Annotated in this window: 25 protein-coding genes and 1 tRNA gene; 10 read left to right on the plus strand and 16 right to left on the minus strand. The window is 69.4% G+C overall.

Annotation, left to right across the window (positions count from 1 at the left end; genetic code table 11):
* Window positions 1–40: 40 nt before the first annotated feature.
* The 4 genes from truD to pth2 all read right to left on the minus strand — a co-directional run bounded on the left by truD (window position 41) and on the right by pth2 (window position 3,389).
* Complete coding sequence (truD, locus tag HALKA_RS0100935) at window positions 41–1,390, minus strand: tRNA pseudouridine(13) synthase TruD (protein WP_018256231.1); 1,350 nt, start codon at window positions 1,388–1,390, stop codon at window positions 41–43.
* A gap of 115 nt (window positions 1,391–1,505) precedes the next feature.
* Window positions 1,506–2,225, minus strand: coding sequence for an archaeal proteasome endopeptidase complex subunit beta (gene psmB, locus HALKA_RS0100940; RefSeq protein WP_018256232.1), 720 nt, complete (start codon window positions 2,223–2,225; stop codon window positions 1,506–1,508).
* The gene (gene psmA / locus HALKA_RS0100945) at window positions 2,218–2,961 is read right to left on the minus strand and encodes an archaeal proteasome endopeptidase complex subunit alpha (protein WP_018256233.1); all 744 of its coding nucleotides are present in this window, start codon (window positions 2,959–2,961) and stop codon (window positions 2,218–2,220) included. Before psmA ends, psmB begins: the two co-directional genes overlap by 8 nt.
* A gap of 89 nt (window positions 2,962–3,050) precedes the next feature.
* Window positions 3,051–3,389 carry a peptidyl-tRNA hydrolase Pth2 gene (gene pth2, locus HALKA_RS0100950; protein ID WP_012807564.1) on the minus strand — a complete coding sequence of 113 codons (339 nt, stop codon included), beginning with the start codon at window positions 3,387–3,389 and terminating at the stop codon, window positions 3,051–3,053.
* Window positions 3,390–3,536: 147 nt separating this feature from the next.
* Between pth2 and dcd the strand changes: the two genes are divergently transcribed.
* From dcd to HALKA_RS0100965, 3 genes are read left to right on the plus strand one after another with little or no spacing between them, the layout of a single operon-like run.
* Complete coding sequence (dcd, locus tag HALKA_RS0100955) at window positions 3,537–4,127, plus strand: dCTP deaminase (protein WP_012807565.1); 591 nt, start codon at window positions 3,537–3,539, stop codon at window positions 4,125–4,127.
* 37 nt (window positions 4,128–4,164) lie between these two features.
* Window positions 4,165–5,061, plus strand: a complete 897-nt coding sequence (locus tag HALKA_RS0100960) for a thiamine-phosphate synthase family protein (protein ID WP_018256234.1) — start codon at window positions 4,165–4,167, stop codon at window positions 5,059–5,061.
* Window positions 5,061–5,693: a class I SAM-dependent methyltransferase gene (locus tag HALKA_RS0100965; protein ID WP_018256235.1), complete on the plus strand. Its 633-nt coding sequence runs from the start codon at window positions 5,061–5,063 to the stop codon at window positions 5,691–5,693. The genes HALKA_RS0100960 and HALKA_RS0100965 overlap by 1 nt, the downstream gene beginning before the upstream one ends.
* A gap of 34 nt (window positions 5,694–5,727) precedes the next feature.
* On the opposite strand, the gene HALKA_RS0100970 is transcribed toward HALKA_RS0100965, so the two are convergent.
* The 3 genes from HALKA_RS0100970 to HALKA_RS0100980 form a co-directional block, all read right to left on the minus strand.
* The gene (locus tag HALKA_RS0100970; protein WP_018256236.1) at window positions 5,728–6,492 is read right to left on the minus strand and encodes a DUF7001 family protein; all 765 of its coding nucleotides are present in this window, start codon (window positions 6,490–6,492) and stop codon (window positions 5,728–5,730) included.
* A 385-nt stretch (window positions 6,493–6,877) separates the two neighbouring features.
* Window positions 6,878–8,425: a (R)-citramalate synthase gene (locus HALKA_RS0100975; protein WP_080505782.1), complete on the minus strand. Its 1,548-nt coding sequence runs from the start codon at window positions 8,423–8,425 to the stop codon at window positions 6,878–6,880.
* A gap of 153 nt (window positions 8,426–8,578) precedes the next feature.
* Window positions 8,579–8,959 carry a DUF192 domain-containing protein gene (locus tag HALKA_RS0100980; protein ID WP_018256238.1) on the minus strand — a complete coding sequence of 127 codons (381 nt, stop codon included), beginning with the start codon at window positions 8,957–8,959 and terminating at the stop codon, window positions 8,579–8,581.
* Window positions 8,960–9,037: 78 nt separating this feature from the next.
* On the opposite strand from HALKA_RS0100980, the gene HALKA_RS0100985 reads away from it, so the two are divergent.
* The 4 genes from HALKA_RS0100985 (at window position 9,038) to HALKA_RS0101000 (ending at window position 13,415) form a co-directional block, all read left to right on the plus strand.
* Complete coding sequence (locus tag HALKA_RS0100985; RefSeq protein ID WP_018256239.1) at window positions 9,038–9,610, plus strand: DUF7097 family protein; 573 nt, start codon at window positions 9,038–9,040, stop codon at window positions 9,608–9,610.
* Between the two features lie 76 nt (window positions 9,611–9,686).
* Entirely contained in the window at window positions 9,687–10,775 is a 1,089-nt protein-coding gene (locus HALKA_RS18895) for a sensor histidine kinase (RefSeq protein ID WP_018256240.1), read from the plus strand.
* Between the two features lie 145 nt (window positions 10,776–10,920).
* On the plus strand, window positions 10,921–11,472 hold the full coding sequence (locus tag HALKA_RS0100995) for a GMP synthase subunit A (RefSeq protein ID WP_018256241.1): 552 nt from the start codon (window positions 10,921–10,923) through the stop codon (window positions 11,470–11,472).
* An 83-nt stretch (window positions 11,473–11,555) separates the two neighbouring features.
* On the plus strand, window positions 11,556–13,415 hold the full coding sequence (locus tag HALKA_RS0101000; protein WP_026190105.1) for a DUF2070 family protein: 1,860 nt from the start codon (window positions 11,556–11,558) through the stop codon (window positions 13,413–13,415).
* A 166-nt stretch (window positions 13,416–13,581) separates the two neighbouring features.
* Here the strand turns inward: HALKA_RS0101000 and HALKA_RS21740 are convergent, their stop codons facing one another.
* On the minus strand, window positions 13,582–14,487 hold the full coding sequence (locus HALKA_RS21740) for a hypothetical protein (RefSeq protein ID WP_245545304.1): 906 nt from the start codon (window positions 14,485–14,487) through the stop codon (window positions 13,582–13,584).
* Between HALKA_RS21740 and HALKA_RS0101010 the strand changes: the two genes are divergently transcribed.
* A complete protein-coding gene (locus HALKA_RS0101010; RefSeq protein ID WP_245545412.1) occupies window positions 14,390–15,280 on the plus strand; it encodes a M3 family metallopeptidase in 891 nt (296 codons plus the stop codon). The genes HALKA_RS21740 and HALKA_RS0101010 overlap by 98 nt on opposite strands.
* Window positions 15,281–15,329: 49 nt before the next feature.
* Here HALKA_RS0101010 and HALKA_RS0101015 read toward each other — a convergent pair.
* Window positions 15,330–15,415: transfer RNA gene (locus tag HALKA_RS0101015), tRNA-Ser, on the minus strand.
* Between the two features lie 123 nt (window positions 15,416–15,538).
* Between HALKA_RS0101015 and HALKA_RS0101020 the strand changes: the two genes are divergently transcribed.
* Window positions 15,539–16,495, plus strand: a complete 957-nt coding sequence (locus tag HALKA_RS0101020) for an AAA family ATPase (protein WP_018256243.1) — start codon at window positions 15,539–15,541, stop codon at window positions 16,493–16,495.
* Window positions 16,496–16,497: 2 nt separating this feature from the next.
* Here HALKA_RS0101020 and HALKA_RS0101025 read toward each other — a convergent pair whose 3' ends face one another.
* The 6 genes from HALKA_RS0101025 to HALKA_RS0101050 all read right to left on the minus strand — a co-directional run bounded on the left by HALKA_RS0101025 (window position 16,498) and on the right by HALKA_RS0101050 (window position 23,546).
* Window positions 16,498–17,019, minus strand: a complete 522-nt coding sequence (locus tag HALKA_RS0101025; RefSeq protein ID WP_018256244.1) for a DUF7519 family protein — start codon at window positions 17,017–17,019, stop codon at window positions 16,498–16,500.
* Complete coding sequence (locus tag HALKA_RS0101030) at window positions 17,016–18,371, minus strand: DUF58 domain-containing protein (RefSeq protein WP_018256245.1); 1,356 nt, start codon at window positions 18,369–18,371, stop codon at window positions 17,016–17,018. Before HALKA_RS0101030 ends, HALKA_RS0101025 begins: the two co-directional genes overlap by 4 nt.
* Window positions 18,371–18,946 (minus strand): DUF7269 family protein, encoded by a 576-nt coding sequence (locus HALKA_RS0101035; RefSeq protein ID WP_018256246.1) that lies wholly within the window; start codon window positions 18,944–18,946, stop codon window positions 18,371–18,373. Before HALKA_RS0101035 ends, HALKA_RS0101030 begins: the two co-directional genes overlap by 1 nt.
* Window positions 18,943–19,884: a DUF4129 domain-containing protein gene (locus tag HALKA_RS0101040; RefSeq protein WP_018256247.1), complete on the minus strand. Its 942-nt coding sequence runs from the start codon at window positions 19,882–19,884 to the stop codon at window positions 18,943–18,945. Before HALKA_RS0101040 ends, HALKA_RS0101035 begins: the two co-directional genes overlap by 4 nt.
* Before the next feature lie 93 nt (window positions 19,885–19,977).
* Window positions 19,978–21,564 carry a hydantoinase B/oxoprolinase family protein gene (locus tag HALKA_RS0101045; protein WP_018256248.1) on the minus strand — a complete coding sequence of 529 codons (1,587 nt, stop codon included), beginning with the start codon at window positions 21,562–21,564 and terminating at the stop codon, window positions 19,978–19,980.
* Window positions 21,561–23,546: a hydantoinase/oxoprolinase family protein gene (locus tag HALKA_RS0101050; RefSeq protein ID WP_018256249.1), complete on the minus strand. Its 1,986-nt coding sequence runs from the start codon at window positions 23,544–23,546 to the stop codon at window positions 21,561–21,563. Before HALKA_RS0101050 ends, HALKA_RS0101045 begins: the two co-directional genes overlap by 4 nt.
* A gap of 114 nt (window positions 23,547–23,660) precedes the next feature.
* Between HALKA_RS0101050 and HALKA_RS19880 the strand changes: the two genes are divergently transcribed.
* Window positions 23,661–24,674 (plus strand): BGTF surface domain-containing protein, encoded by a 1,014-nt coding sequence (locus HALKA_RS19880; protein WP_018256250.1) that lies wholly within the window; start codon window positions 23,661–23,663, stop codon window positions 24,672–24,674.
* Between the two features lie 90 nt (window positions 24,675–24,764).
* Here HALKA_RS19880 and HALKA_RS0101060 read toward each other — a convergent pair whose 3' ends face one another.
* Window positions 24,765–25,391: an ArsR/SmtB family transcription factor gene (locus HALKA_RS0101060; RefSeq protein ID WP_018256251.1), complete on the minus strand. Its 627-nt coding sequence runs from the start codon at window positions 25,389–25,391 to the stop codon at window positions 24,765–24,767.
* Window positions 25,392–25,418 lie beyond the last annotated feature (27 nt).

Genomic DNA, 25,418 nt, shown 5'->3' on the forward strand with positions numbered 1-25,418 from the left:
AGGCGGTTCGACCGGGCGACCCGAGCGGCGGGGAGTCCCGTTACAACTGGGCCGGATCGCGCTTCAGGTACTCACGGAGCAGGACCGTCGCGTAGCTGCCTTTCGGCAGCGAGAACGCGAACTCGACCGCGTCCCCGTCGCGTCGCCGGACGTCGATCTGGCTCCGGACCTGAACGGCGCGCCGGGTTCCCGACGAGTCGAACTCACCGGGGAGCGCGAAGTCGCTCGGTTCGAGGCCGGCGTCGTCGAGTACCGCGCGTTCGATCTCGCCGGGTTCGCCCTCTGCGAGTGCCGTCTCGGTCCCGAAGAGGGGCGCAGTGACGAACGCCCGGCCTCGCTCGCAGTGTCGCTCGACGGTGTCGACGCGCCCCTCGGTCACCCGTTGCGTGCGATCGGTGTCGGGGAGCGCGAGGCCGTCTGGCGCGTCGCTGTCGGCGAAACAGACCACGTCGCCAGCGACGGGGCGGTCGAAGGGAAGCCCGCGGTCGAGGCGTTCCGAGAGGACGCGGTTGAACAGGTACGACTGGGCGGCGTTGACGAACAGCGTCTGGAGGTTCGTCGGCAGCGTCTCCAGCGCGCTCCGGAACGCCGCTGGGGAGGCGTCGTCGGCGTCGGTCAGACTGTGACAGAGCGCCCGCTCGTACCCCAGCGCCCGCGGGAACCGCTCCAGTGCTCCCTCCCAGTCGTGGGTCTCTTCGACGTAGGCCCGTGCCGCCTGTGTCGCCTCGGGCTCGCGCTCGTTGGGGTTCCCGAGGTAGGCCATCACCGCGCCCTCCCAGTCGTTCCGGACGATCGCCAGCCCGACCTCGTGGGTGATCGGGCGCTTGCTGCCGAAGCGTTGCTGACCGAAGTAGTTCGGCACCGCGACCGTCGGCTCGTCGGCGGCGTCGGCGCTGCCGGCGAACTCGCGCAGTTGCTCGGTGACCCCGTCGACGCCGTCGGGGCGGTCCACGTCGCGGACGGTGATCTCGAAGGCGTTGCCGGCGAGGTCACCGAACAGCACCGGTCGTCCCGCCCGCCCGACGACGTCGATCTCCGCGCCGTCGATCTCGGGCACGTCGGCCGCGTCCGCGTCTGTGATCGAGAACAGCTGGGTCGTCACGGCGCGCTTGTCTTTCGTCCCCGCCCACGAGACGCGCTCCCGAGAGATGCCGAGCCGATCCGACAGCGCCGACGCGAAGTCGTTCGTGTCCCAGTTGTGCAGCGTCGCGCGCACGACGAGGTGAGCGTACGCGCCGCTGTCGGCGTCGGCGGGTTCGGCCTCGAACGCCTCCAGTTCCCGGACCGCGAAGTCCTCGGGCGAGGCACGGAGTCGGCCACCGATGCCGTCGCCGTCGCTGACGTAGTAGCGCATTCCGACGGCCTGCTCGATCGGCTGGGCTGGGCGCATGGTCTGCTGGGCTCTCGCCGCGGCGCGCACATAGGGCTAGCGGTGCGACTCCGGAGAGAGCCAGACGCGGATCTCACAGTGCAACGGGCGACGAAACAAAAGGGAGACGAACCGTCTACCGCGCGCCTTCGAAGTCGTCGTAGCCGGTGATGTCGACGCCGTCGCCGGTGACGGTGGCGACGTAGACGCCGTTGCCCGAGCCGGTGTCGCGCTCGGTCGCCGCGTACACGGCCTCGACGGCCAGTTCCTCTGCCTCCTCCATCGAGAGGTCGTCGTGGTAGCGGTCTTCGAGCTTCCCGTGGGCGACCTGCATCCCGCTGCCGGTGACGGTGTAGTCGTCTTCCATGACCCCGCCCGCCGGGTCGATGCTGTAGACGTGGCTGCCCTCCTCGTCGACGCCCCCGAGGATGGGGTTGATCGCGAAGAAGGGACCACCGCGGGCGAAGTTGCCCGCCAGCGTCGCCAGCGCGGAGATACTCATCGGCTCGCCGCGCCGTACCTCGTAGAGGTCGGACTCAGAGCGCAGCGTCCGAATGAACGACTGCGCGCCGCCGACGCTGCCCACGAGGGTGAGCGCGGCCGACGGGTGGATCTGCTCGACCTTCTGGACGGACTTGTTCGAGACGAAGCGACCGCCAAGCGAGGCTCGCATGTCCGTCGCGATGACGACGCCGTCGTCGGTCGTGATGCCGATTGTCGTCGTGCCGGTCTTCGCGACGGCGTCGCCGTCGCCGGCGTCGGCGTCGGCGTCCATGTCGTCGAACGATGCGAGTTCCGGTTCGTAGGGGTTCGCGTCGAGGTTCTTTATACCAGGGAGGTCGGGGAACTTACTCATCGTCGTCACCTTCGAGTTCCAGCTCGGTAACTCGTTCGGCGATCTCGTCCTCCGAGAGCGCCGTGAACTGCTCGGACTCGACGTCGATCGTGGCTACGTCGACGCCCGTCGCGTCGAGGCCGTCGTCGCTGACCGATCCCAGCGCTCGCAGCGCCAGCGAGAGCCCGGCTTCGAGGCCCATCTCCTCCTCGTACTCCTCTTCGAGGAACGTCTGGATCTCGTCGCGGTCGCCGCCGATCGCGACGGCCTGCCACTCGTAGGGGGTTCCCGACGGGTCGGTCTCGAAGAGGCGCGGTTCGCCGTCCTCGATACCGCCGACCAGCAGCGCGACGCCGAACGGGCGTGCGCCGCCGGTCTGGGTGTACTGCTGGATGTAGTCGGTGACTTCCTTGGTGAGCGATTCGACGCCGATCTCCTCGTCGTAGCGCAGGTGGTTGACCTGTGCCTGTCGGCGGGCGAGATCGATCAGCTGGCGGGCGTCGGCCACGTGGCCCGCGCTGGCGATGCCGACGTGGTCGTCGGCCTTGTGGATCTTCTCGATGCTGTCGCGTTCCAGCAGCGGGGAACGGGCGTGTCGGTCGGCGGCCAGCACGACGCCGTCCGCCGTGCGGACCCCGACACTCGCCGTGCCGCGCTTGACTGCTTCGCGTGCGTACTCGACCTGGTAGAGGCGTCCGTCCGGGGAGAAGATAGTGATCCCTCGGTCGTACGCCTGCTGTTGATTTTGTCCTTGCATTGGCTTCGTTCACCTTGGGTAAGGGGCTGCCAGCTATAACCCTTGTGTCACAGACGGCTATTGCCGACAGCAGTGTCGCTCGCTTGGAGTCAGTACAGGGAGAGGTCACCCGTGACCGCGTCGATCCGGTCGTCGGCCGCCGGCCCGACGGCCAGCGCCGTGACGGTGCCCGGATCGAGTTGCGTGTGACCGGCGTCCCTGACGATCGCATTCGGCAGGCCCTTCCGCTCGGCGTCGTCGGCCAGGCGGAACAGCGCATCCTCGCCCGCGGCCGCGAGGACGACCTTCTTCTGACCCTGCCCTTTCCACTCGGACGTGGCCTGTCGATCGGCGTCCTCGTAGGCCATGAGCGAGGCGTGGGCGACCTGGGCCGCCAGCTTGCCTTCACCCATCCCGACGTCGGTCCGGGCGACGATGGCCTGCTTCATGCCAGTGGGGTGGACCCGGGCAGGTATATGTCTGGTCCCCGCTACGCTTTTCGCCGCCATCTCCACCTGAAACTACCCCACGCGAGCCGAGAGAGCCCCGCGAGCACGGAACGGAACGTTTTCACCACCGCGCTCGCGAGTACGCGTATGATCCTCTCGGATACGGACATCCTGCGACGGCTCGAAGCCGGCGATCTGGTGATCGAGCCACTCGACGACATCGACCTGCAGGTCCAGCCGGCCAGCGTCGACCTCCGGCTGGGCCGGGAGTTCCTGGAGTTCCAGCACGCCAACATCCCCTGCATCCACCCCGACAGCGAGCAGGAGACCGAGGAGTACACCGAGCGCGTCACCGTCGACGGGGACGACGAGTACATCCTCCACCCCGGCGACTTCGTGCTCGGGACGACCCGCGAGCGCGTCGAGATCCCGGCCGACCTGCTCGCCCACGTCGAGGGCCGGTCGTCGCTGGGTCGGCTGGCGATCGTGGTGCACGCGACCGCCGGCCTGTGCGACCCGGGGTACCAGGGCCAGATCACTCTCGAACTGTCGAATCTGGGGACCGCGCCCGTCGCGCTGTCGCCTGGTATGCGGATCTCCCAGCTGACCTTCACCGAGCTAAAGACCGAGGCCGAACGCCCCTACGGCGAGGAACGCGGCTCGAAGTATCAGGGACAGGAAGGACCGCAGGCGTCGAAGATCGAGAGCGACCACGAATTCGGAGGCGACCAGAAGTGAACCGGACACCCGCACGGAGCAGGGGAGGGCGATCGGCGTGAGGTTCGTCGAGGAGATCGTCGTCGACGAGTTCCTGCCGACCTTCAGGTCGCTGCTCGCGGAGGCGTTGCGCGAGCGTGGCCTCACCCAGTCGGAGGTGGCCGAGCTGCTGGGGATCAGCCAGAGCGCCGTCTCGAAGTACGCCCACGGAGAGGTCGAGCGCAACGAGCGCCTGCTGGAGAACGACCGGCTGGCGGCGCTGACCGAGGAGCTGTCCGACGGGCTGGCAAGCGGCGAGATGACGCCCGTCCAGGCGTTGATCGAGACGGAAGTGGTCGTCCGCGAACTCGAACAAGGGGGCACACTCGCGGCGCTGCACGAGGACGCCGTTCCGGAACTCGCCGAGTACGGCGGCGACTTCGCGGTCCACGACCCCGACAGCAACCTCCGGGAGGCAGAACAGACCTTCTCGTCGGTACGGCGCGGGCTGCGGCTACTGGAGAACACCAGTGGCTTCGCCACGCTCATTCCGGCGGTCGGCTCCAACCTCGTCGAGGCCCTCAGCGACGCGACAGGCATCGAAGACGTAGCCGGCGTCCCCGGTCGGATCCTCGACGTGAAGGGGCGGGCGACGATCCCGGCCGAGCCGGAGTTCGGCGTCAGCGAACACGTCGCGGGCGTGTTGCTCGCGGCGCAGGCCGGCGGCGCGGACGCGAACGCGATGGTGAACGTCCGCTACGACGACGGCGTCGTCGACGACCTCGAAGCCGCGGGGTACACGACGGTCGCGTTCGACGCCGAGGCCGACACCGAGACCGCGATCGCGGCCGCACTCGACGAGTGCCCGGACGCCGACGTGCTCTATCAGACCGGCGGCATGGGAATCGAACCGATCAGCTACGTGGTCGGGCCTGACGCCAGCGCCGTCGCGGAGATCGTCCGCGAGATCGCGTGATGGGCGACGTGCGCTCGTTCTACGGCCGGTGGGCGCGCCTCTACGACCTGCTGGCGACGCTGCCCGGCGTCCGGTCGTGGCGGCGCGCGGCAGCGTCCGACCTCGATCTTGCAGCCGGCCAGACCGTCGTCGAGATGGGGTGTGGCACCGGTGCGAACCTCCCGCACCTGCGGTCGGCGGTCGGCTCCGAGGGGCGTGTCCTCGGGCTCGACGTGACACGGGCGATGCTCGACCGCGCGCGCGGTCGCGGCGACGCCGACCTGCTGCGAGGGGACGCGACCCAGCTGCCCCTGCAGAGTGGCGTCGACGGCTTGCTCGGGACGTTCGTCGTCGGCATGTTCGCCGATCCCCGCTCGGTCGTCGACGAGTGGTGTACCCTCGTCGGACCCGGCCACCGGGTCGCACTGTTGCACTTTACGAGGAGCCGGCGTGCGTGGGCGCGACCGATCGACGCCTGCTACCGGGCGTTCGTCTGGGCGTCCTCGACCGACAAGCGCCAGCGCGGCGTGGCCGACAGCCACGACAGGCGCGTCGAGGAGGCCTATCGACGGCTGGCCGAGCGCACGGCGGACTACCGCGAGCGACGGCTGGCCGGTGGCTACCTCCGGCTGGCGAGTGGCCGCGTCGAGTGACGGGACGGTCGGCGGCGGTGGTCCGGACGACGAATCAGGGGCGGTACCGCTCGGCGTGGACCGAACAGAACGCGGTTCCCTGAAGCTGTGCGGCGACGACGCCGGGCTGGCGGTGGGGGTTCGCCAGTCGGCAGCCAGACTCTTCGCAGAATCCCTCGCCCGTCTCCAGATAGTGGTACGCCTGCAGGACGTAGCCCTTGAGCGCCTCGGTCGTGCGCGGGTCGTCTTCGACGAGAAACTCTCCCTCGACCTCGCTCTCTAGGACCTCTCGTGGCGGGGAGTCGCCCGACACCATCGCGTGCTTCTGTTGTTCCTTGTAGTACTGTTCTGGCTTGGCGGGGGCCTCGTAGAGCCCCGGGACCGACACGAGCGCCGGCTGACCGAGGACGTTGACGCGCTTGTGCCAGCGGCCGTCGTGGTCGCCCCAGGTGCCGAGGACGCGATCGAGCACCGGGACGTGGAGGTGATCGAGCCCGCGCTCGTCGGCGGGCAGTCGTTCCCCGAGGCTCCGCTGGACCTGCAGGCCGTCGTAGATGACGCCGCCGGCCCGCTCGGGGTGGTCAAGCGCCCGCTGCTCGTAGCGAACGATCCCCAGCATCGCGTTGCCCGTCTCGCGCTCGTACGGCGAGAGCACCCGCGCGGCGGCGAACGCTTCGGCCAGCTCGTCGTCGGCGTACAGATCGAGGAAGCGATCCCGAACGTCGACGCCGGCCTCGATCCGCTCGGCCAGCCAGTCGGCGATGGCGTCCACGTCGGCGACCGTCGTCGGTGCCCGGTACAGTGTGACCCGTTCGACCATGTATGAGTGGGTGGTACCAGCCAGTGAAACAGTTACGGTCCGGGCCAACGGTAGAGAACAGATCGAGCATTCGCGCGAACGAGCGGTTCGAAGAACCCGGAAGTTCGCGCGATTCGCCGTCAGAGCAAGCTCTGACGAGCAGTGCGTTCGCGGTGCTCACGCACAACACCGCGAGCGCGCTGGTGGCGAGATTCCGAAGGAATCTCGAAAGACGAACGGCGAAGCCGTGAGTCAGGCGCGACTCGCGGCTTTTTCACCACCGGAAGACTCATTTCACTCGTCTTCCGAGCCTTTCCTCGCTTCGCTCGGCAAGACCACGTCTTTGCGAGGGGGTACCCACAGCGCCGCGAAGCGGCGCGAGGAAACCCCCGCAGTAAAAAGATGGTCAGTCGTCGGCGACGACCGGCTCGCCCTCGTCGGCGAGGAGTCGGTCGATGGCGTCGACCATCGCGTGGACGGAGGCCCGGGTGATGTCCGAGTCGCTGTTGGACACCGTCACCGTCCGGTCGCCCCGAGACATCTCGACCTCGACGGTGACGACGGCGTCGGTGTTGCCGGTGATGGCGTCGACGTGGTAGGAGTCGAGGTTCCAGTTGACAGAGCTACCGAGCGCTTCCTCGATGGCGGTCATCGCGGCGTCGACCGGGCCAGAGCCGGTGGCACTGGCGGGCTCGCGTTCCTCGCCGTCGACGGCGAGGCGGACGCTGGCCGTCGGAGTACCGCCACCGGCGATGGTCGTCAGATCGAGCAGTTCGACGCGGCGCTCGCGGTCGGTGCCTTTGACCTCCTCAGTGATGGTCAGCAGGTCGGCGTCGGTGACCCGTCGGCCGCGGTCGCCGATCTCCTTGACCCGCCCGACGATCGTCGCGAGCTCGTCGTCGCTCACGTCGATGTCGTGCTCGTCGAGCGCGGCGGCGACCCCCGCGCGCCCGGCGTGTTTGCCCAGCGCGAGGCGGCGCTCGCGACCCACCTTCTCGGGCCGGTAGGGCTCGTACATCGCGTCGTCTTTCAGCGTCCCGTCGGTGTGGATGCCCGACTCGTGGGTGAAGGCGTTCTGGCCGACGACGGCCTTGTTCGGGGCCAGCTGGATCCCCGTCGTGTTGGCGATCAGCTGTGCGAGGTCGTACACCTCGGTCAGGTCCATCGTCTCGACGCCGTAGCCGTGATCGAGCGCGATGGCGACCTCCTCTAAGGCGACGTTGCCGGCCCGCTCGCCGATGCCGTTGATGGTCCCGTGGACCATGTCGGCACCGGCGGCGACGGCCACCAGCGCGTTCATCACCGCGAGCCCGAGGTCGTCGTGGGTGTGGGCGCTGACCGGCCCCAGTTTCGAGAGCCGGGAGACGGCTTCGAGCGCGCCGTCCGGCGTCGCGTGACCGACGGTGTCGGCCCAGCAGATCCGGTCCGCACCGGCGTCGATGGCGGCACCGAGCAGTTCTTCGAGGTAGTCCAGGTCCGCCCGGGAGCCGTCCTCGCCGATGACCTCGACCCACAACCCCTGCGCTTTGGCGTACTCGACCAGCTCGACGGTCGAGGCGACGTTGTCCGCCCGAGAGGTCCCGACCTTGTCCTCGACGTGGCGGTCGCTGGCGGGGACGACGAGGTTGATCCCGTCGACGCCACACTCCAGCGCGAGGTCGATGTCGTCGCGAATGCCACGGCAGAAGCTCGTCACCGTCGCGTCGAGGTCGAGATCGGCCACGCGGGAGATAGTCTTTCGCTCGCCCGGCCCGGTACAGGCGCTGCCCGCCTCGATCACGTCGATCTCGGCCGCGTCGAGCTGGCGGGCGATGCGTGCCTTCTCGTCGGGCGAGAGCGAGATTCCGGGGGCCTGCTCCCCGTCTCGAAGCGTGGTGTCAAGGAACTGTACGCCGTCAGCATCAGAGAGGTCCCGCGTCAGCGGGTGACCCCCGAACAATGTCGTCTCTGTCACGGTTGTGTCCTGCGAGTTATCGTCGCTGGCGAATTTCGCGCCCAGCCGCCGTGAGGCGACTTCCTCTATCCTCGTTGTCGGAATCCGACATAGTACTCGATGGTCAAGCGGCCGCCGCTGATTAATCTGTTGGGATCGTTTCGCACGGTCGGGTCACGACTCGATCACCACGCGGTCGCCGGGCTCGACGCCGTCGGCCGCGCCCGCCGGTAGCTCGACGACGGTATCGGCGCGGGCCATCCCCAGCCCGGTCCAGGGCGACAGCGTCTTCACCTGTGCGACCGCCTCGTCCCGGAGCCAGACCACGTCGATGGGGAACCGAACGAACAGCATGTGAATCGACTGGTAGCCGTAGTCGCCGAGCAGTGCCGAGAGCGGCCAGGGTGGCCCGTGGAGTCGAAAGACCAGCGCGTAGTCGTCCGGGATCGACCCGCGAAACATCAGCCCCTTCGCCTGTTCGACGGTCGACGCGGCCACCTCGACGGTGTCGGCGAGCGTCCGCCGTTCGTCTCCATCCTCGTGGACGACGCGCATGGCCGTTGGTGGAGGCCGCGGGGCAAAACCCTTGCTGGCCCGAGACAGATTCAAGCGTCTCGATTCGTCAGTGGGCGTATGGAGAAGGCACCCGGCGGGACGAGCGTCGGCGTCGACGACCCCTACGCGCACGTCGACCGCTGTGATTGGATCACGGACGACGGAAAGTGCCGGTGGGCCGTCGAACACGGCCACCACGATCCAGAGTTCGCCGACGCACGCAGCGCCGAGGACTTTCAGTGTCCCGTCGTCGCCGGGGGAGACGACCACGACCCCAGCGTCTCCTCGACGGACGAGCAGGCGGGCCGGTGGGACTGGGGAGACTGCCCGCACTTCCGGCGACGCGAACGCGACCGGGCGTGTACTCGCTGCGGGCTCGAAGAGCGACGGATGGCCCACACCGACGAGCGGCCGCTGCTGGAAGAACACCACCTGTCCTATCGCGAGGGGAGCGGCGACGACCTGAACCACGAGATCACGATCTACCTCTGTCGGTGGTGTCACGCGAAAGTCCACCAGTCGTGGGCGCGGATCGACGACGACGCGAACCCGGACCCGGAGGCCGTCGCCGAGCGCGAGGGGCGACGCACGCGCGAGCGGTCCGAGCTCGGGTTCGAATCGGCGGCCGAGCGCTACCGCGACGACGAGTGAGTGTTCTGGGTATCATATATGATACTCACAAGATGCCGTTAAACCCCCCATGTGAAAACTGAACACAAGCACTGCCATGAATCTCACCAAGCAGTCGCTGGGGCAGTCGTACGTCGTCGCGGCGGGCGTCGTCTTGAGTCTGGCGCTGCTGGGCCACGCCGTCGTCGCGTCCGAGCACGGCTGGCTAACTGCCGTCCTGATCGTCGGTGGACTGGTGCCGGCGCTGACGCTCGCTTGCGCGCAGTACTGGCTCCCGGCCAGTGGTATCGAGGGCGAGCAGGTGTGGCGCGTCGCCGAGTGGAGCAGTCTCGGAATCGGTATATTGACACTAGTCAACGTCTCGGTCCTCGCGTTCGGCCGTCCACTGAGCGATCTCGGACCGGTGGTGCTGGCGACGAGCGTCGCCATCGGCGGCATAGCCGGTGTCCTCGTGGGGACGATGCTCGAACTGCGAAACACCAACGCACGGCTCCAGCGGAGTAACGACGTTCTCAACCGGGTGCTCCGGCACAACCTCCGCAACGACCTGACCGTCGTCCTCGGCCATCTGAGCGAACTCGAAGCCAACGTCTCGGGCCAGCAGGCCGACCGCGTCCGGCGAGTCGAGAGGAAGGTCGACGAGATCGTCGCGACGACGGAGAAAGCTCGCGAGATCGACGTGGCACTCACCGCCGAACACCGAACGCAGCACCCTCTCGACGTGGTGTCCCACGTCAGGGAACGCGCCGAAGCGGTCGAGACAGCCTACCCGGACGCGACGGTCGAGACCGACCTGCCAGAGTCGGCATGGGTGTACGGGGACTGGCTCGTCGGGACCGTCCTCGACAACGTCGTCGAGAACGTGATCGTCCACGCCGAGGGCGACCCGTATCTCCGGATCGACTGCGAACGAGACGGCAGCGGTGTCACGGTTCGGATCGCCGACGACTGTCCGCGGATTCCCGACCACGAGCGCCCGATGTTCGATCACGGTGTCGAGACGCCGCTGAACCACTCGACCGGGGTCGGCCTCTGGCTCGTCCAGTCGGTCATGGAGAGCTACGGCGGCGACGTGACGCTGGCAGCCAGCGAGGCGGGCGGGAACCGGGTCGACCTGACGTTTCCGGCGGCACCGAGCGGGGACGAGGAACGGCTCTCCGATCGTCTGCGCCGATCAGAGCACTGATACGGACGGTTGTAGGCGTTTACCCAGTCGACCGCACGACGGCGTGCGGTCGATCTGGTAAAGACCTACAACTTTCCGTATGACCCGTCAGGTGCGTTCGGTCGTTTCAAGAGATATATACGGCCCGATAGCGTCCCCTGTAGTAATGACCGAAATCGCCGTCATCGACAATCACGGCCAGTTCACGCACCTCGAACAGCGTGCGCTGCGCGACATCGGCGTCGACGTGGAACTCGTCGACAACGACACGCCGCCCGGCGAGATCGAGGCCGACGGCCTCGTCCTCTCGGGCGGACCAGACATGGACCGCATCGGCAACTGCCCGGCGTACCTCGACATGGACGTGCCGATTCTGGGCATCTGTCTGGGGATGCAGCTGATGGCCGACCGGCTCGGTGGCCGCGTCGGTGCCGGCGAGTACGGCGGCTACGCCGACGTGACCGTCCAGATCGACGACGACGAGGACCCGCTGGTCGGATCGCTGGCCCCGGAGACGCGCGTCTGGGCCAGCCACGCCGACGAGGTCAAGGAAGTGCCCGACGGGTTCGAGCGCACCGCACAGTCCGACGTGTGCAACGTCGAGGCCATGAGCAACGGGACCGATCGCTTCGGCGTCCAGTGGCACCCGGAAGTCGCCCACACCGAAGAGGGCAAAGCGGTGTTCGAGAACTTCCTCGCCGTCTGTAACGGAGAGTGAGCCGTCGATACCGCAGGTAACCGACCCACCGCGGGAGGGCGCAGACGGGTACATTTAACCGGATCGATGGGGTGGCCTACAGTATGACAGCGACGCAAGGGAACCTCGCGGGGCTCTCGCGCTTTATTTTTCGGGCCCCGCGCTGGTACGCGAGCGTGACGTTTGCGCTGGTGCTGGCGGCTGTCACGGGTATCGCCGCCTTCGACTCGCGGTTCATCTTGGACGACGCCTGGCAGGGCGTGTTCTTCGTGGGGATTCCGACCGTCCTCGCGAGTGTCGCCACGGCCTACGTCGACAACGCCCTGGGCGGGCAGCTGACGCCCAACCGCGCGTCGCTACTGGCGCTGTTTTGCGAGCTGATCGTCATCGCCTTCGTCGTCGGTGCCGGCGTCGTCTCGGTGCTGACGGCCTTCGACCAGGAGTTCGTCCTCGATTCGCTGCTGGTGAGTCTCGCCGCGATCTTCGCGTTCCGTCTGCTGGTCGTGATCGCCGTCTCACGGAGTTCGCTCCCGGTCGCAGCGATCGCTGCGAGCATCCAGCCGGCCGCGGCGGCCGCGCTGCTCGCGGTGTACACGGGTGCGACTTCGGCGCTGCTGGACGATCCGACGCTCCGGCGATTCCTCTCGCGGGCGGATCAGGCCCCGCCAGAGCTACAGTTCCTCCAGCCGGTCGATTTCGGGCTGCTCGCGGTCATGTGCGTGCTGTACGCCAGTGCGGTGTGGCTCTTTTTGGTGTTGCTGGATCGCCCGTGGCGCTCCAGTCTCGGCGTCTCGGTGCTGGATTTCATCCAGGGCTTCATCGGGCACATCGCCGAGGGGAGCCGCGAACTGGAGGACTTCTTCGAAGAGCTCGGCGAGGAGGCGCTCGTCCCGGTGACGGTGCTGTCGGTTCGCCGCCCGGACGGCGAGGAGAAGGCCCGCTTCGTCCTCCCGATGATCCACCCGGGTCCGATGGGCGAGATCGGTGGCGGAAACCTCCCCAAACGAGTCGCTACCGAGGCCGACGGGCTCGCCTTCCCGCCCCACGCCACGGCTGGCCACGACTTCAACCTCGTCACCGAACGCGAGGTCGACTCGATCCTCTCGGCGGCGCGGTCGGCCTATCGGGAGCTCGAATTCACCGACCGGGCGACGGCGAGCAGCCGGGTGGAGGAGGGTGACGCGTCGCTGCTGGGCCAGGCCGTCGGCGACGACGCCGTGATCGTCTCGACGTTCGCGCCGGGGTTCGCCGACGACGTGGAGTACGCCGTCGGCCTCTCGGCGGCCGCCGAAGCCCGTGCGGGCTCGCTGGACGAGATCCTGCTGGTCGACGCCCACAACAGCAACGACGGTCTGGAAGGCGAGGACCTGGGCCACGTCGTCCCCGGCAGCGAGCGCTCCTTCGACATGATCGACGGGGCCGGGAAGCTCGGCGCGGAACTGGCCGCCGCCGACCGTGGCCGGCTCCACTGTGGAGTCGCCTGGGACGAGACGCCCTGGGAACCCCAGGAGGGGATCGGCCCGCTGGGGATCCGCGTCGCCGTGTTCGAGGTCGAGGGAACCAGAACCGCCTACGTCCTGATCGACGGCAACAACATGGAACCGGGGCTGCGAGGCGACATTCTCGCCGCGCTCGACGGCGTCGACGACGCCGAGGTGATGACGACCGACACCCACATCGTCAACACCGTCGAGGCGGAGAACCAGGTCGGCAGCTCGATCCCCGACGACGAGCTGATCGCGCTGATCGCCGAGCTGACCGAGCGGGCGATCGACGACATCGAACCCGTCGAGGCGGGGATGGCCAGCGAGAAAGCGACCGTCACCGTCTTCGGGAACGACCGGACCGAGACGCTCGCCTCGACGGCCAACGCCGTCGTCTCGCTGGGCGGCGCGCTCGCGGTGACGTTCATCCTCACCGTCTTGACGGTCAGTATCGGGATCTTCCTCGTGACCGGCGGGTAGGAACTATTATAACTGCGTCGCGTGTTAGGTGATAGATACGGTCGAAGGATGACCCGGTAACGCTCTTCTCGGGCCGGCGTGCCCGCCACGGTCAGCGTCTCGATACGTCGCCAGCCCCGGCTACGGCGACAGCGACACCGCGATACACGACCAGCCATCGATGTCACTACCCGACCACGCAGACAGAGACGAACAGTACACCTGGGAGACCGGTCAGATCTTCGCGACGCCCGCAGAATGGGATCGGTACCGAGCGGAGCTGCAGGCCGACCTCGACGCGGCCGATCCACCCGCCGCCCCGATCGAATCGACGGCCGCGGCGCGCGAGCTCGTCGACACGGTCGCCGACTGGTACCAACGCATCCAGCGACTCGAACTGTACGCGACGCTCCGAGACTGCATCACGGACAACCCGGCGGCGAGCGATCGAGCCGGGACCGCACGCAGCCTCTCGACGCGAGTCGAGGCGGCCGTCGGCGAGCACCTCGACCGGCTGCACAGCACAGACGCCGAGACGCTCGATCGGATCGAAGAGGCACTCGGAGAGCGACGGCGCTACTTCGCGTCGCTCCGTGCGCGGGCCGCCCGCCGTCGATCGCCGGCGGTCGAGGCCGTCGTCGAGCAGTTCGCCGAACAGTGTTCCAGCGCCGACCGGATCGTCCGGGCCGTCAAGAACGACGACTTCGACGCCCCGACAGTCGAGACGCCCGACGGCGACGAGCGAAGCGTCACGCTGGGCCGGTACGCGACCGAACTCGCCGCTCCCGACCGCGACTATCGGCGGCGAGTGTACGAGTCCTCGCTGGATGCGCTCGCCACGTTCGAGGGGACGCTGGCGACGGCCTACGACGAGAAGCTCACGGCCGCCAGCATGTCCGCCGACGCCGTCGGCGTCGACTCGATCCGGGAGCGACAGTTGACGAATCGCTCGTACCCGGAGGGCGGTATCGAGTTCCAGTTCCCGACGGCTGGGGATCGACGCCGTTCGACCGTGGGACACCCAGGTCTCGGTCGCCGACGCCCCCGAACCCGAGATCGAGTACGAGGCCGCCGTCGGACACGTCGTCGACACCGTCGCACCCCTCGGCGAGGCGTACCAGGAGCGCGCCCGCCGGTTCTTCGCGCAACGGCGCGTCGACGTGTACGAGTGTGCGGACAAACGCAGCGACATCCCCGCGTTCTGCCCCTCCTCGGCCGAAGACGGTGCCTTCGTGCTCCTGAACTTCCAGCGGGACGTGCGAGCGACGTTTCACCTCTGTCACGAACTCGGCCACGCGCTCCACGTCGAGCACCACCGTGAGGGGCCCGCGATGTACGCCACCGGCCCGTGCCCGATCTCGGAGGTGCCGAGCGTCCTCCACGAGGTGTTGCTGACCGAGCACCTCGCCCAGCAGAACGGGCCGCTGGCCGCCCACGCCCGCGAGCGACTGCTGCAGTCACTCGAAATGCTGCTGTACGAGCAGGCCGCGAACGCGGCGTTCAAGCGTCGCCTCGCCGCGACCGTCGACGGCGGGGAGCGCCTCACCGCCGACCGGATCGCCGACGCCTACCGCGAGACGCTGGCGCGGTTCGACCCCGCGCTCGAACCGTGTGACCGGACACGGTTCGAGTGGCTCACCGGGGCGCTGTTCCGCGACGCCTTCCACCACTACCAGTACGTTCTGGGTGCCGTCGGCGCGCTCCGCGTCCGCGAGTCGCTCCGAGACGGACGCCTCGATCCCGCGACCTACCGGGAGTTCCTCCGCTCGACGGGACGAGACGACCCCGTGTCGCTGTTCGAACGACTGGGCGTGGATCTGACGACGAGTGCGCCCTACGAGCGGGCGGCGCGGGCGTTCGAGGGATATCTGGATCGCTGGACGTAGGCCGACGACTCCCACAGCGCTCGCTGGAAGAGCTCTGTTCGCAGAGAAACGCCGAGGGAGAGATTTGAACTCTCGTGTCCTGAACGGACAGTTGCTCTCGAAGCAACCGCCTTGGCCGGGCTAGGCTACCTCGGCTCACTTCATCGTAGCGCGATGTGCTCTTTATCGGTTTCGGTTCGGGCCGGGAGTGACAACCGTTGGACAGCGCCATCCCGATGCCTCCGACAGTGATATTGCGTGTGGCTGACAGGGGAGGGCATGGACGTACCAGAAGCCAGCGACGTGTGTTCACGGGTGCTTGAGGAGGTCGAATCGGCGGTGATCGGCGAGCGAGCGTTCTTCGAGACCGTCCTGCTGGGGGTCGTCGGCCGCGGTCACGTCCTGCTGGAGGACGTGCCCGGAACCGGCAAGACGCTGACGGCACAGACGATGGCCCAGACGCTTGGCCTCTCCTTCTCGCGGATCCAGTTCACGCCCGACCTGCTGCCGGCAGACATCACCGGGACCCATGTCTTCGACGAGCGCGAGCGGAGCTTCGAGTTCAACGAGGGGCCGGTCTTCGCCAACGTCGTCCTGGCCGACGAGATCAACCGCGCGCCGCCAAAGACCCAGTCGGCGCTGCTGGAGGCCATGGAGGAGGGGCAGGTCACCGTCGACGGCGACACCTACGAGCTGCCACGGCCCTTCTTCGTCATCGCGACCCAGAACCCGGTCGAGATGGAGGGCACCTTCGAGCTGCCCGAGGCGCAGGTCGATCGCTTCCTGGCGAAGACCTCGATCGGCTATCCCGACGGGGACGGCGAGTTCGAGTTGCTCCAGCGTCGGGCCGGCCGCGTCGAGCAGAGCCCCTCCGTCGAGACGGTGCTGTCGCCCGAGGAGGTCGACGAACTGCGAGCGCTGCCCGAGTCGATCACCGTCGAGGACGACGTGTTGCGCTACGTCTCGAACGTCGCACGGGCGACGCGAGAGCATCGCCACGTGGACGTGGGCGTCTCGCCCCGTGGCACCCAGCGACTCTTCGAGGCGGTCCGCGCCCGAGCGCTGATCCGCGGTCGGGAGTTCGTGACGCCCGACGACGTGAAGGCCGTCGCACAGCCGGTGCTGGCCCATCGAGTCGTGCTGACGCCGGAGGCCCGCGTCGAGAACGTCGCCGAGGCGGCCGTCGTCGAGAGCGTGCTGGACGACGTGCCCGTCCCGACCGTGGCTCGCCAGTAGCGTCACCGGTCGAGCGCGTAGGTAAACAGCAGTGCCGCGCCGAGCAACAGGGCGATCGCGGTCGTGGGCTGTCCGGTGCTCGCGGCGTCGTAGACGACGTAGCCCACGACCGCGACCACGGAGGCGACCGCGACCGTCACACCCACGTGTGCGAGCTGGGCCCGCGTCGAGACCGCCGCGTGTCCGAGTTGCCGACCGAGGCCGATACCGTGCTCACCCGCGTCCCACGCGACGACCGCCGCCCCCGCAGCGACCAGCATCGGGACGGCCGAACGCCCCGCGACGCCGGCCAGCAGGACGGCCCCGAACAGCCCCGCGGAGCCGATCCGGTGGAGCAGTCGCGAGCCCCGACGCACGCCGATCGGGACGACGACGAGGCCGCACAGCCCGACGGCACCGGCGAGGGGCGTCGTCGCGCTGACCAGCACGGTCACGAGCGCGGCGGCGACCGCGACCGCGACCGAGGCCGTACCGGGTCGCGCGTCGATGGACTCCGCGTCGGCGTCGGTGGTGCGCGTGCTCATCGCGACCCCCCGTCCCAGCGGGCGAGCACGTGCGGGAACGGTTCCGTCCCGTCCCAGTCGACGACCGGGATGTCGCGCTGCCGGAGGTCGGCGATGCGCAGCGACCGCCTGACTCCGGCCAGTCGGTGACCGACGGAGTCGTCGGCCGTCGGGTCCGGCGAGATCACCGTCGTCCGGTGGCCGTTGGCGTCGAGTCGGATCGCAGAGCCGGCCACGCGATCGTCGGTCAGCGGCGAGAACACGACGATCTGGGCGTCCGTCGGCGCGCGACGCCTGATCCGCTGGACCGCGGCGTAGAGGTTGGTCTCCGCGCCGGGCCCGGACGGAGAGAGCGCCGGCTCCGTCGAGAGGAACTCGCGTGCTCGAACGCGGTGTTCGTCCCCGTTGCCCGGCGAGAGCCAACACTCCGTCGGCGACAGCGCTGTCAGCCCCACGTCGTGGCCCGCGTCGGTCAGCGAGACGTAGGCGTGACCCGCCGCGTCGACGGCCGCGTCGAGCGCCGTCCGGGCCTGTGGCGCTGGGGCGGCGTACGCTGGCTGTCGGGCGTCGACCACCAGCACGACCGAGACGCTGCGTTCGACCCGGTACTGGACGGTGGTGAGGTCACCGGTTCGGGCGGTGCGGTTCCAGTCGACCCGGTTCAGCGGGTCGCCCGGCCGGTACTCGCGGGTCGCGTAGAACTCCACGCCGGGCCCGCCGGTGTCTGCCGGGAACCGTCCCGTGTGACGGGTGGTCTGTGACCGCAGCGGAAAGGCGACGCTCTGGCTCGGCAGCGACGCCTCGCAGTCGACGGTGTCTGGCGCGTCGACCGTGCCGCGTCGCTCCGTGGCTCCGGACGCGTCCCGAGTGAGGATCGTCGTCGGCTCGAACTCGTGGCGACCCCGCCGAGCCCGCAGCGAGTAGGCGAACGTCGTCTCCTCGCCCGGTCGGAGCGCGGTCGCCAGGCAGGGCGACCCCTCGGCGACGGTCATCTTCGGCGGGACGCCGTCGACGAGCCGCAGGTCCGGCATCGTCCGGTCGCTCTCGTTGCGCACCGCCACGGTCACCGCGACGGTGTCGTCGGTGTCGGGAGCGTCGTCGCTGATCGAGCGCTCGACGCTCACCTCGACCGGCGGCGGCGAGGTGACCTGCCCGTAGCCCGCGAAGGCGATCCCGAAGGCACTGGTCAGCAGGAGGCCTGACTCGCGGGTCAGGACCCCCGCTCCGAGCGCCAGGAGCGCGAAGACGGTGACGGCGTACCACCGCCTCGTCCGGCGGTCGACGACCGTGCCCGGCTCGATCTCGAACTCGGCCGCTTCGTCGGTCACGTCGGCAGAGCGCGTGGCCGCCGCCGGAATCGAGCTGAACGACATCAGGCCTCACCACCGTCCTCGACGATGCGGTCGAGCTCCGCGGCCACGCGACCGGCGCGTCGCGGGAACGGCCCCGACCCCCAGAACGTGCCGGTGACGGACTCGCGCAGCGACGAACCGGCACCGCTGGCGGACGCGAAGAACTCCGCGGCCAGCTCGTCGTCGGTCCAGGTGCCCGCTTCGAGGCGGCGGCGCGCTTCCGTCTCGGAGAGCCCACGGTACTGTGTCAGCACCGACAGCGCCGCGTCTTCGAGGTCGCTCCGGACCGCGAGCGCCCGCTGGTCTCCACCGGAGACGCCGAACGAGGGGGCCTGCGAGAGCACGGCGTCGAACTCGTCGCCCGGCACGGCGGCCGGCCGGCCACGCTCCGGCTCGGGGAGCGAGCCGGCATCTGGGTCCCGCCCGAACCACTGGGAGGCGCGGTACAGGCCCGCGAGGACCGCGAGGCCAGCGAGCACCGTCGGGAGCAACGGCGGCAGCGAAACGACGGCGACGGCGTCGGGAGCGAACGCGAGCACGAGGCCGACGACGGCGGCACCCGCCGCACCTGCCAACAGGAGCCTGCGGCGGTTCATCGGTCGCCCTCCGAGCGCAGCCGATCCAGCGCGGACCGCGCGCTCGTCTCGCGCTCGCTGGTCGGCGGGCGCTGGCCGTACCGGACCTCGCGGAAGCGGTCGGTCAGCGTCGCCACGGCGTCTCGGTCGAAGCCCGCCGCCCGCGCACGAGCGGCGATCTCCGCGGGCGTCTGGGTCCGGCGGTCGGCGTCCTCGACCTCGCTCGCAAGCTCCCGCCAGGCCCGATAGACCGCGTTGGTCGCCTCGGCGTCGGCGTCTTCGAACCGGCCGCTCGCGCGTAAGTCCGCCACGGTGTCCGGCTCGCGGGACGACCCGGGAGCGTCGGCGACAGTTCCCGTCGACGCGTCGCCGTCTGGCGTCAGCCGCGACGCGAGCACGACGAGACCGGCCACGAGGACGACCGCGCCGATCACGAGCGCGACCAGCGGGAGCGCGTCGGACACCGCGTCTGTGGCGACGGCGCTGGCGGAGCCGCCACCTTCGAGGTGCTCTGGCGATCCCGAGGTCGAGCGCTCGGTGTCGGGCTCGCCCCAGGAGAGCGTGAACAGCTGGGAGCCAAACAGCACGAACCAGGCGACACCGGCGGGGACGACGGTGGTGACGGCGTGTTTGAGCAGTTCGGGCACCGCGCTGGCACCCTCTCGCCACAGTCGATACCCGACCCACGCCAGGTACGCGGCGGTGCCACCGACGAGCAGGAGTTGCAACGCGGGGCCGACCCAGTTGCCGAACGGAGACGAGGCGTTCGGGGCGGCCGTATCGGCCATCGGCTCGGCGGTGTAGCCGGTACCGTCCGACGAACCCGCTCCCGCGCCCTCACTCTCGCCAGTCCCGACCGCCGTGGCGGTCTCTGGGCTGTCGAGCCCCGCCGCGGCGGCGGAGATCGCGAGGACCCCCAACACGACGACGAGCGCCGGTCCGATGCGGTCGATAGTCATCGACGGCACGTTCGAGACACGCACACGTAAAATTACAGTATCAAAGCGCCGATGGATAGCCGGAGCGCGTCGGTCGAAGGCGGTCCGCGGCGATCACGCGCCGTCGGGATCGCCGTAGCCGCCACCGCCCGGCGTCTCGACTCTGACAGTGGTGCCGGCCTCGACCGCGCGGGTGAGCTTCGAGGCCACGGCCTCGCCGTCGACGAAGTTCTCGCCGACGGTCCCGTCTGTGCCGCCGGCTCGTCCCGCTGGCGGCGTCTGGCGGCGATCGGTCAGGAGCGAGACGGTGGCGTCGGTCTCGACGACGAGCTCGCGGACGAGTCCGTCACCGCCGCGATGGCGGCCGGAGCCTCCCGTGTCGGAGCGCAGCGAGTACTCGGCGACCCGCAGCGGGTACGCCGCCTCCAGCGCCTCGACCGGCGTGTTTCGCGTGTTCGTCATCCCCACCTGGACGCCGGAGGCACCGTCCCGGTTCGGCGTCGCGCCCGCGCCGCCGCCGATGGTCTCGTAGTAGGTGAAGTCCGGTCCCCCGACGACGAGATTGTTCATCGTCCCCTGGCTCTCGGCCGGGACGCGGTCGGGTGCGGCCGCCGCGAGCGCGTCGAAGACGACCTCGGTCACCCGCTGACTCGTCTCGACGTTGCCGCCGACGACCGCTGCGGGCGGCGTCGGATTCAGCAGCGATCCCTCGGGAGCCTCGACCGTGACGGGATCGTAACAGCCCTGGTTCGGTGGGATCTCCGGATCTGTAATACATCGTATGACGTAGTAGACGGCGCTCTCGGCGACGGCGAGCGGCGCGTTCACGTTGCCCGCGACCTGCGGGGCGGTCCCCTCGAAGTCGACCGTCACCGCGCCGTCCGCGACGGTCACGGTCGCCTCGATCGGTACCGCCGTGTCGGTCACGCCGTCGCCCTCGATCGTCCCGGCGGCCTCGTAGGTGCCCGGTTCGAGGGCCGACAGCTCTCGCTTCATCCGCGCTCGCGAGTAGTCGACGACGGCGTCGAAGGCCGCGAGCAGCCTCTCGCCGTGGTCGTCGAGCAGCTCTCCGATCCGGCGGGCACCGCGCTCGTTGGCGGCCAGTTGGGCCTGCACGTCGGCCCGGCGCTGGGCCGGGTTACGGACGTTCGCCAGCACCAGCTCCAACACGTCGTCGACCACCGTCCCGTCGGCGACGATCCGGACCGGCGGCACGCGCAGCCCCTCCTGCTGGATCTCGCGTGCCCCGGCGGGCATGCTGCCGGGAGCCATCCCGCCCACGTCGGCGTGATGTGCCCGCGAGACGGCGTACGCCACGATCTCGTCGTCTCCGGTGGGTCGGTCGCCGGACCGGGACCGACCACCAGCTCCCGCCCCGATCGGCGAGACGAAGGTCACGTCCGGGAGGTGGGTGCCGCCGGCGAAGGGGTCGTTCAGCGCGAACACGTCGCCGGGTCGTGGCTCCCGGTCTCGGATCGCGTCGACGGCACGGGGCATCGCCCCGAGGTGGACCGGGATGTGTTCGGCCTGTGCGACCAGCCGCCCGTCGGCGTCGAACAGCGCGGTCGAGCAGTCCCGACGCTCGGTGATGTTGGGCGAGTAGGCACCCCGGATCAGCACCTCGCCCATCTCCTCTGCGACGCTCTCCAGTTGGTTCCGGAGGATCTCCAGTTCGACCGCGTCGACGGCGTCGTCGGTCACGCCGATCCCTCCAGGCGGATCGTCCCCTCGTCGTCGGCGACGAGCGTCCACCTCGGCGGGCAGACGACGGTGCTCTCGCCGCCCTCGACGATCGCGGGGCCGTCGATCGACCGTTCCGGTACCAGCGCCGGCCAGTCGTAGATCGGCGTCTCACGACGCCCGTCTCCGAAGACCGCCTCGCGGGTCCCGATCCGCGGCTCGCCGTCCCCTTCGAAGGATCGCTCCGGAGCCGTCCCCTCGATCGTCGCCGTGACGCGGCAGTTGACCAGCTCGACGGGTTCGTCGTCGAGCCGGTAGTCCCGCGCGCGCTCGTGTGCCGCGTGGAACCGCTCTCGCAGGTCGGCGGGACGGAACGGCTCGCTCACGTCGACGGTGAGCTCGTGGCTCTGGCCGACGTAGCGGAGGTCCGCCTGCCGGCGATACGTCGCCGCGTCGGGGTCGCTCACGTCCGCACGGACGCGGCCGCGGAGGTCCTCGTATACGTCCTCGATCGTCGCCCGCGTGGCGTCGCCCAGCGTCGTCCGGTGGGTTCTGACCGCGTCGTGGTGCTCGGCCGCCGCCAGCAGCCCGAACGCCGAGAGGACGCCGCTGGCTCGCGGGACCACCACCCGATCGACGCCGAGTCGATCGGCCAGCGGGGCGGCGTGCATCGGCCCGGCCCCGCCGAAGGCGGCCAGCGCGAACCGCCGAGGATCGTGTCCGCGCTCGGTCGTCACGCCGCGGATCGCTCGCGTCATCGTCGCGTTGGCGACCCGGAAGACCCCCCGCGCCGCGTCGACCGGGCCGTCGAGGTCCGCCGCCGTCGCGAGATCGTCCAGCGCGGCCACGGCAGCGTCGGCGTCGAGACCGAGGTCGGCACCGAGCGTCGTGTCGGGGCCGAGATACCCCAGCACGAGCGCGGCGTCGGTCACCGTCGGTTCGGTCCCGCCCCGGCCGTAACAGGCCGGACCGGGGGCGGCACCGGCCGACGCCGGGCCGACGCAGAGCGCACCCCCGGCGTCGACGCCGGCGATCGATCCCCCGCCCGCGCCGACGGTCTCGACGTCGACCATCGGGATCCGGATCGGGTGGCCGCCGACGGCCGCCTCGGTCGTCCGCTCGACCGAGCCGTCCCGGACCAGCGACACGTCGCTTGAGGTCCCGCCCATGTCGAACGTGATCACGCCGTCGGCGTCGTCGGGCTCGAAGGCGGCGGCACCGACGACGCCCGCAGCGGGTCCGGACATGACGGTCGTCACCGCTCGCTCGCGGACCGTGGCCGGATCGGCGATGCCGCCGTTCGCCTGCATGACCCGTGGTGCCGGGAGCCCGCGGTCGGCCGCCCGCTCCGCGAGCCGATCGAGGTAGTCGTCGACGACCGGCGTGAGGACGGCGTCGGCGACGGTCGTGGCCGTGCGTTCGTACTCGCGGAACTCGGACAGCACCTCGTGGCTGGCCGAGACGGGCACGTCGAGTTCGGACCGGAGGATCGCCGCCACACGCCGCTCGTTGTCCGGGTGAGCGTACGCGTGGAGGAAGGCGACCGCGACCGCGTCGGCGTCGATCTCCGCGGCCAGCGCCCGCACCTCGTCGGGATCGACCGGCCGCTCGACGCCGTCGGTCGTCGCACGTTCGTCGAGTTCGTAGCGCCGCGCTGCGGGGACGAGCGGCGTCGGTCCTCGCGCGTCCAGATCGTAGAGACTGGGACGGTCCTGTCGGCCGATCGCGAGCACGTCGGCGAAGCCCTCGGTCGTGACCAGTGCCGTCGTCGCTCCCGACCGTTCGAGCATGGCGTTGACCGCGACGGTCGTGGCGTGGCGAAAGCGGTCGACAGCGGTCATCTCGACGCCGGCCCGGTCGCAGGCGCGTTCGACGCCGTCGAGTACGCCCTCGCTCTGATCTGCCGTCGTGGGTACTTTCGCCGTCGTCAGCCGTCCGTCGGCGACGACAACCACGTCCGTGAAGGTGCCGCCCACGTCGACCCCCAGCAGCGTCTCGTCCATACCGGTCGCTGGGTCGGCTGGAGATAAACTGTTGTGACTCGGCCACAGGGGCGCGGTTCAAATCAGGTTTAAGCTACCGGGATCGCTTAGGGACACGCACGATCACGACGACCCATGAGACAGCAAACGGTCCCCGCGATCGTCGCGCTCCTCCTTCTCGTCCCGTGTGCCGCGATCGTCGCGCTCCTCCTTCTCGTCCCGTGTGCCGCGATCGGAGCACAGACGACGCCGACCGCGACGATCGACTCCGAGGGCGAGGAACTGACGGTCGAAGCCGCTCCGGGCGAGCAGCTCAGCGGCGAGACGACGCTCCCACCCGGAACGCGTCTGACCGTCCGGATCGAGTCGACGACCAGCGCCGCCCCGTTCCTCAAGCGTCTGGAGGCGACGGTCGCCGACGACGGTACGTTCACGGCGACCGGCGACCTCAGCGATCTTCCCCCGGACACCGCGTTCGAGGCGACCGTGGTGTACAACGCGACGGTGATCGGCAGGCAGAGCGGGCAGATCGTCCCCTGTACGAGCGACTGTACGGCCACGCCGAGACACAGCGACACGGCGACGGCGTTTCCCACCGACGAACCGGCTCTGCCACGGCCCGTCGTGCAGGTCCGAGAGGGCGGGACGGTCGAAATTCCGATCGCCGTCGGCGACCGCGAGCACGTGCGGCTGTCGATCGGCAGCGACCGGACCAACTACCGGCTCAACGCGACGGTGACAGACGGCGACGGTGACGGTCGTGCGGTCGTCTCGTTCGACACGGCCAGTGCGGGTCGCGACGCGCCGACGCTGTCACCGGTCGACGACGACCGAGTGACCACGGACAGCGAAACGGCGCTGTCGGACGGGCTCGACCCCACGGAGTACGACCTCACGCTGCTCGGTGCCAGCGGAAACGGGACGAAACTCTCGATCGGAACCCTGGTCGTCTTCGATCAGAGCGAGACCAGAGACGCGCCAGAGCCACCCGAGGCGACCACGTCGACGCCGCCGCTGAACGAGACGACGCCCGCGACCGATCGCGGCGTCGATCTGGGCGGGATCGGCGCGCTCACCGTCGGGGGACTGCTGGGAATCGTCGGGATCGCACTCCTGCTCGGAGTCGCCAGAGGCGGGCGTGGAGAGTGACTTCCGTCTCATACGGTTTATTGTAGTTGCTTACCGGTGATCGTCTACTCCGTGGCGACGATCACCGGTAAATCGCTACAATAATCCGTATCAGTCGGCCGGTGAGCGGCGAACGGCCAGGAGCGCGACCGTCGCGACGAGCAGCGCCCCGAAGAAAAAGAGGACGCCGGGTTCGACGACCTCGAAGACGACCCAGGCGATCGAACCGTCCGGCGGTGCGACGGTCGTGTCCGGGCTCGCGGGCCCGACGGCACTCGGGGGGCGGACGCTCCGTCGCATCAGTCGCTCGGCACCCCACTGGACGAACAGCGACGCCGCGGCGAGCACCCCGATCCCGCCGACCACGTCGGCCACCGACTGCCTGACTGCCGGCGTTCGGGCGTCGTCACCGACGAACACCAGCGGGTCGCTGGCCGGGCCGTACACCGTCATCTCGTTGCCCTTCTCCGAATAGATCGTGTCGACCGGTTCGACCAGCTCTGCGTCTTCGAGATTCGAGAGGTGGTAGTGGACGTTCTGGACCGACGTGTCGACTCGGTCGGCGATCTCCGAGGGCGTCCGGGGTTCCTCGAACAGTGCCTGAAACGTCGCTCGCCCGGTATCGGACGCCAGCGCGTCGAGTACCTCGTCGGCGTCGCCCTCGGTCATTTCGAGGACGCGAGCCCGCTGGCTGGTCGTCGTCGCCCGGTCCTGAATGCGGTCGATGAGTCCCGACATGGCCGTCGTACTCGACGATAGAGACGC

The organism is Halomicrobium katesii DSM 19301, assembly GCF_000379085.1.
GTDB classification, from domain to species: Archaea; Halobacteriota; Halobacteria; order Halobacteriales; family Haloarculaceae; genus Halomicrobium; species Halomicrobium katesii.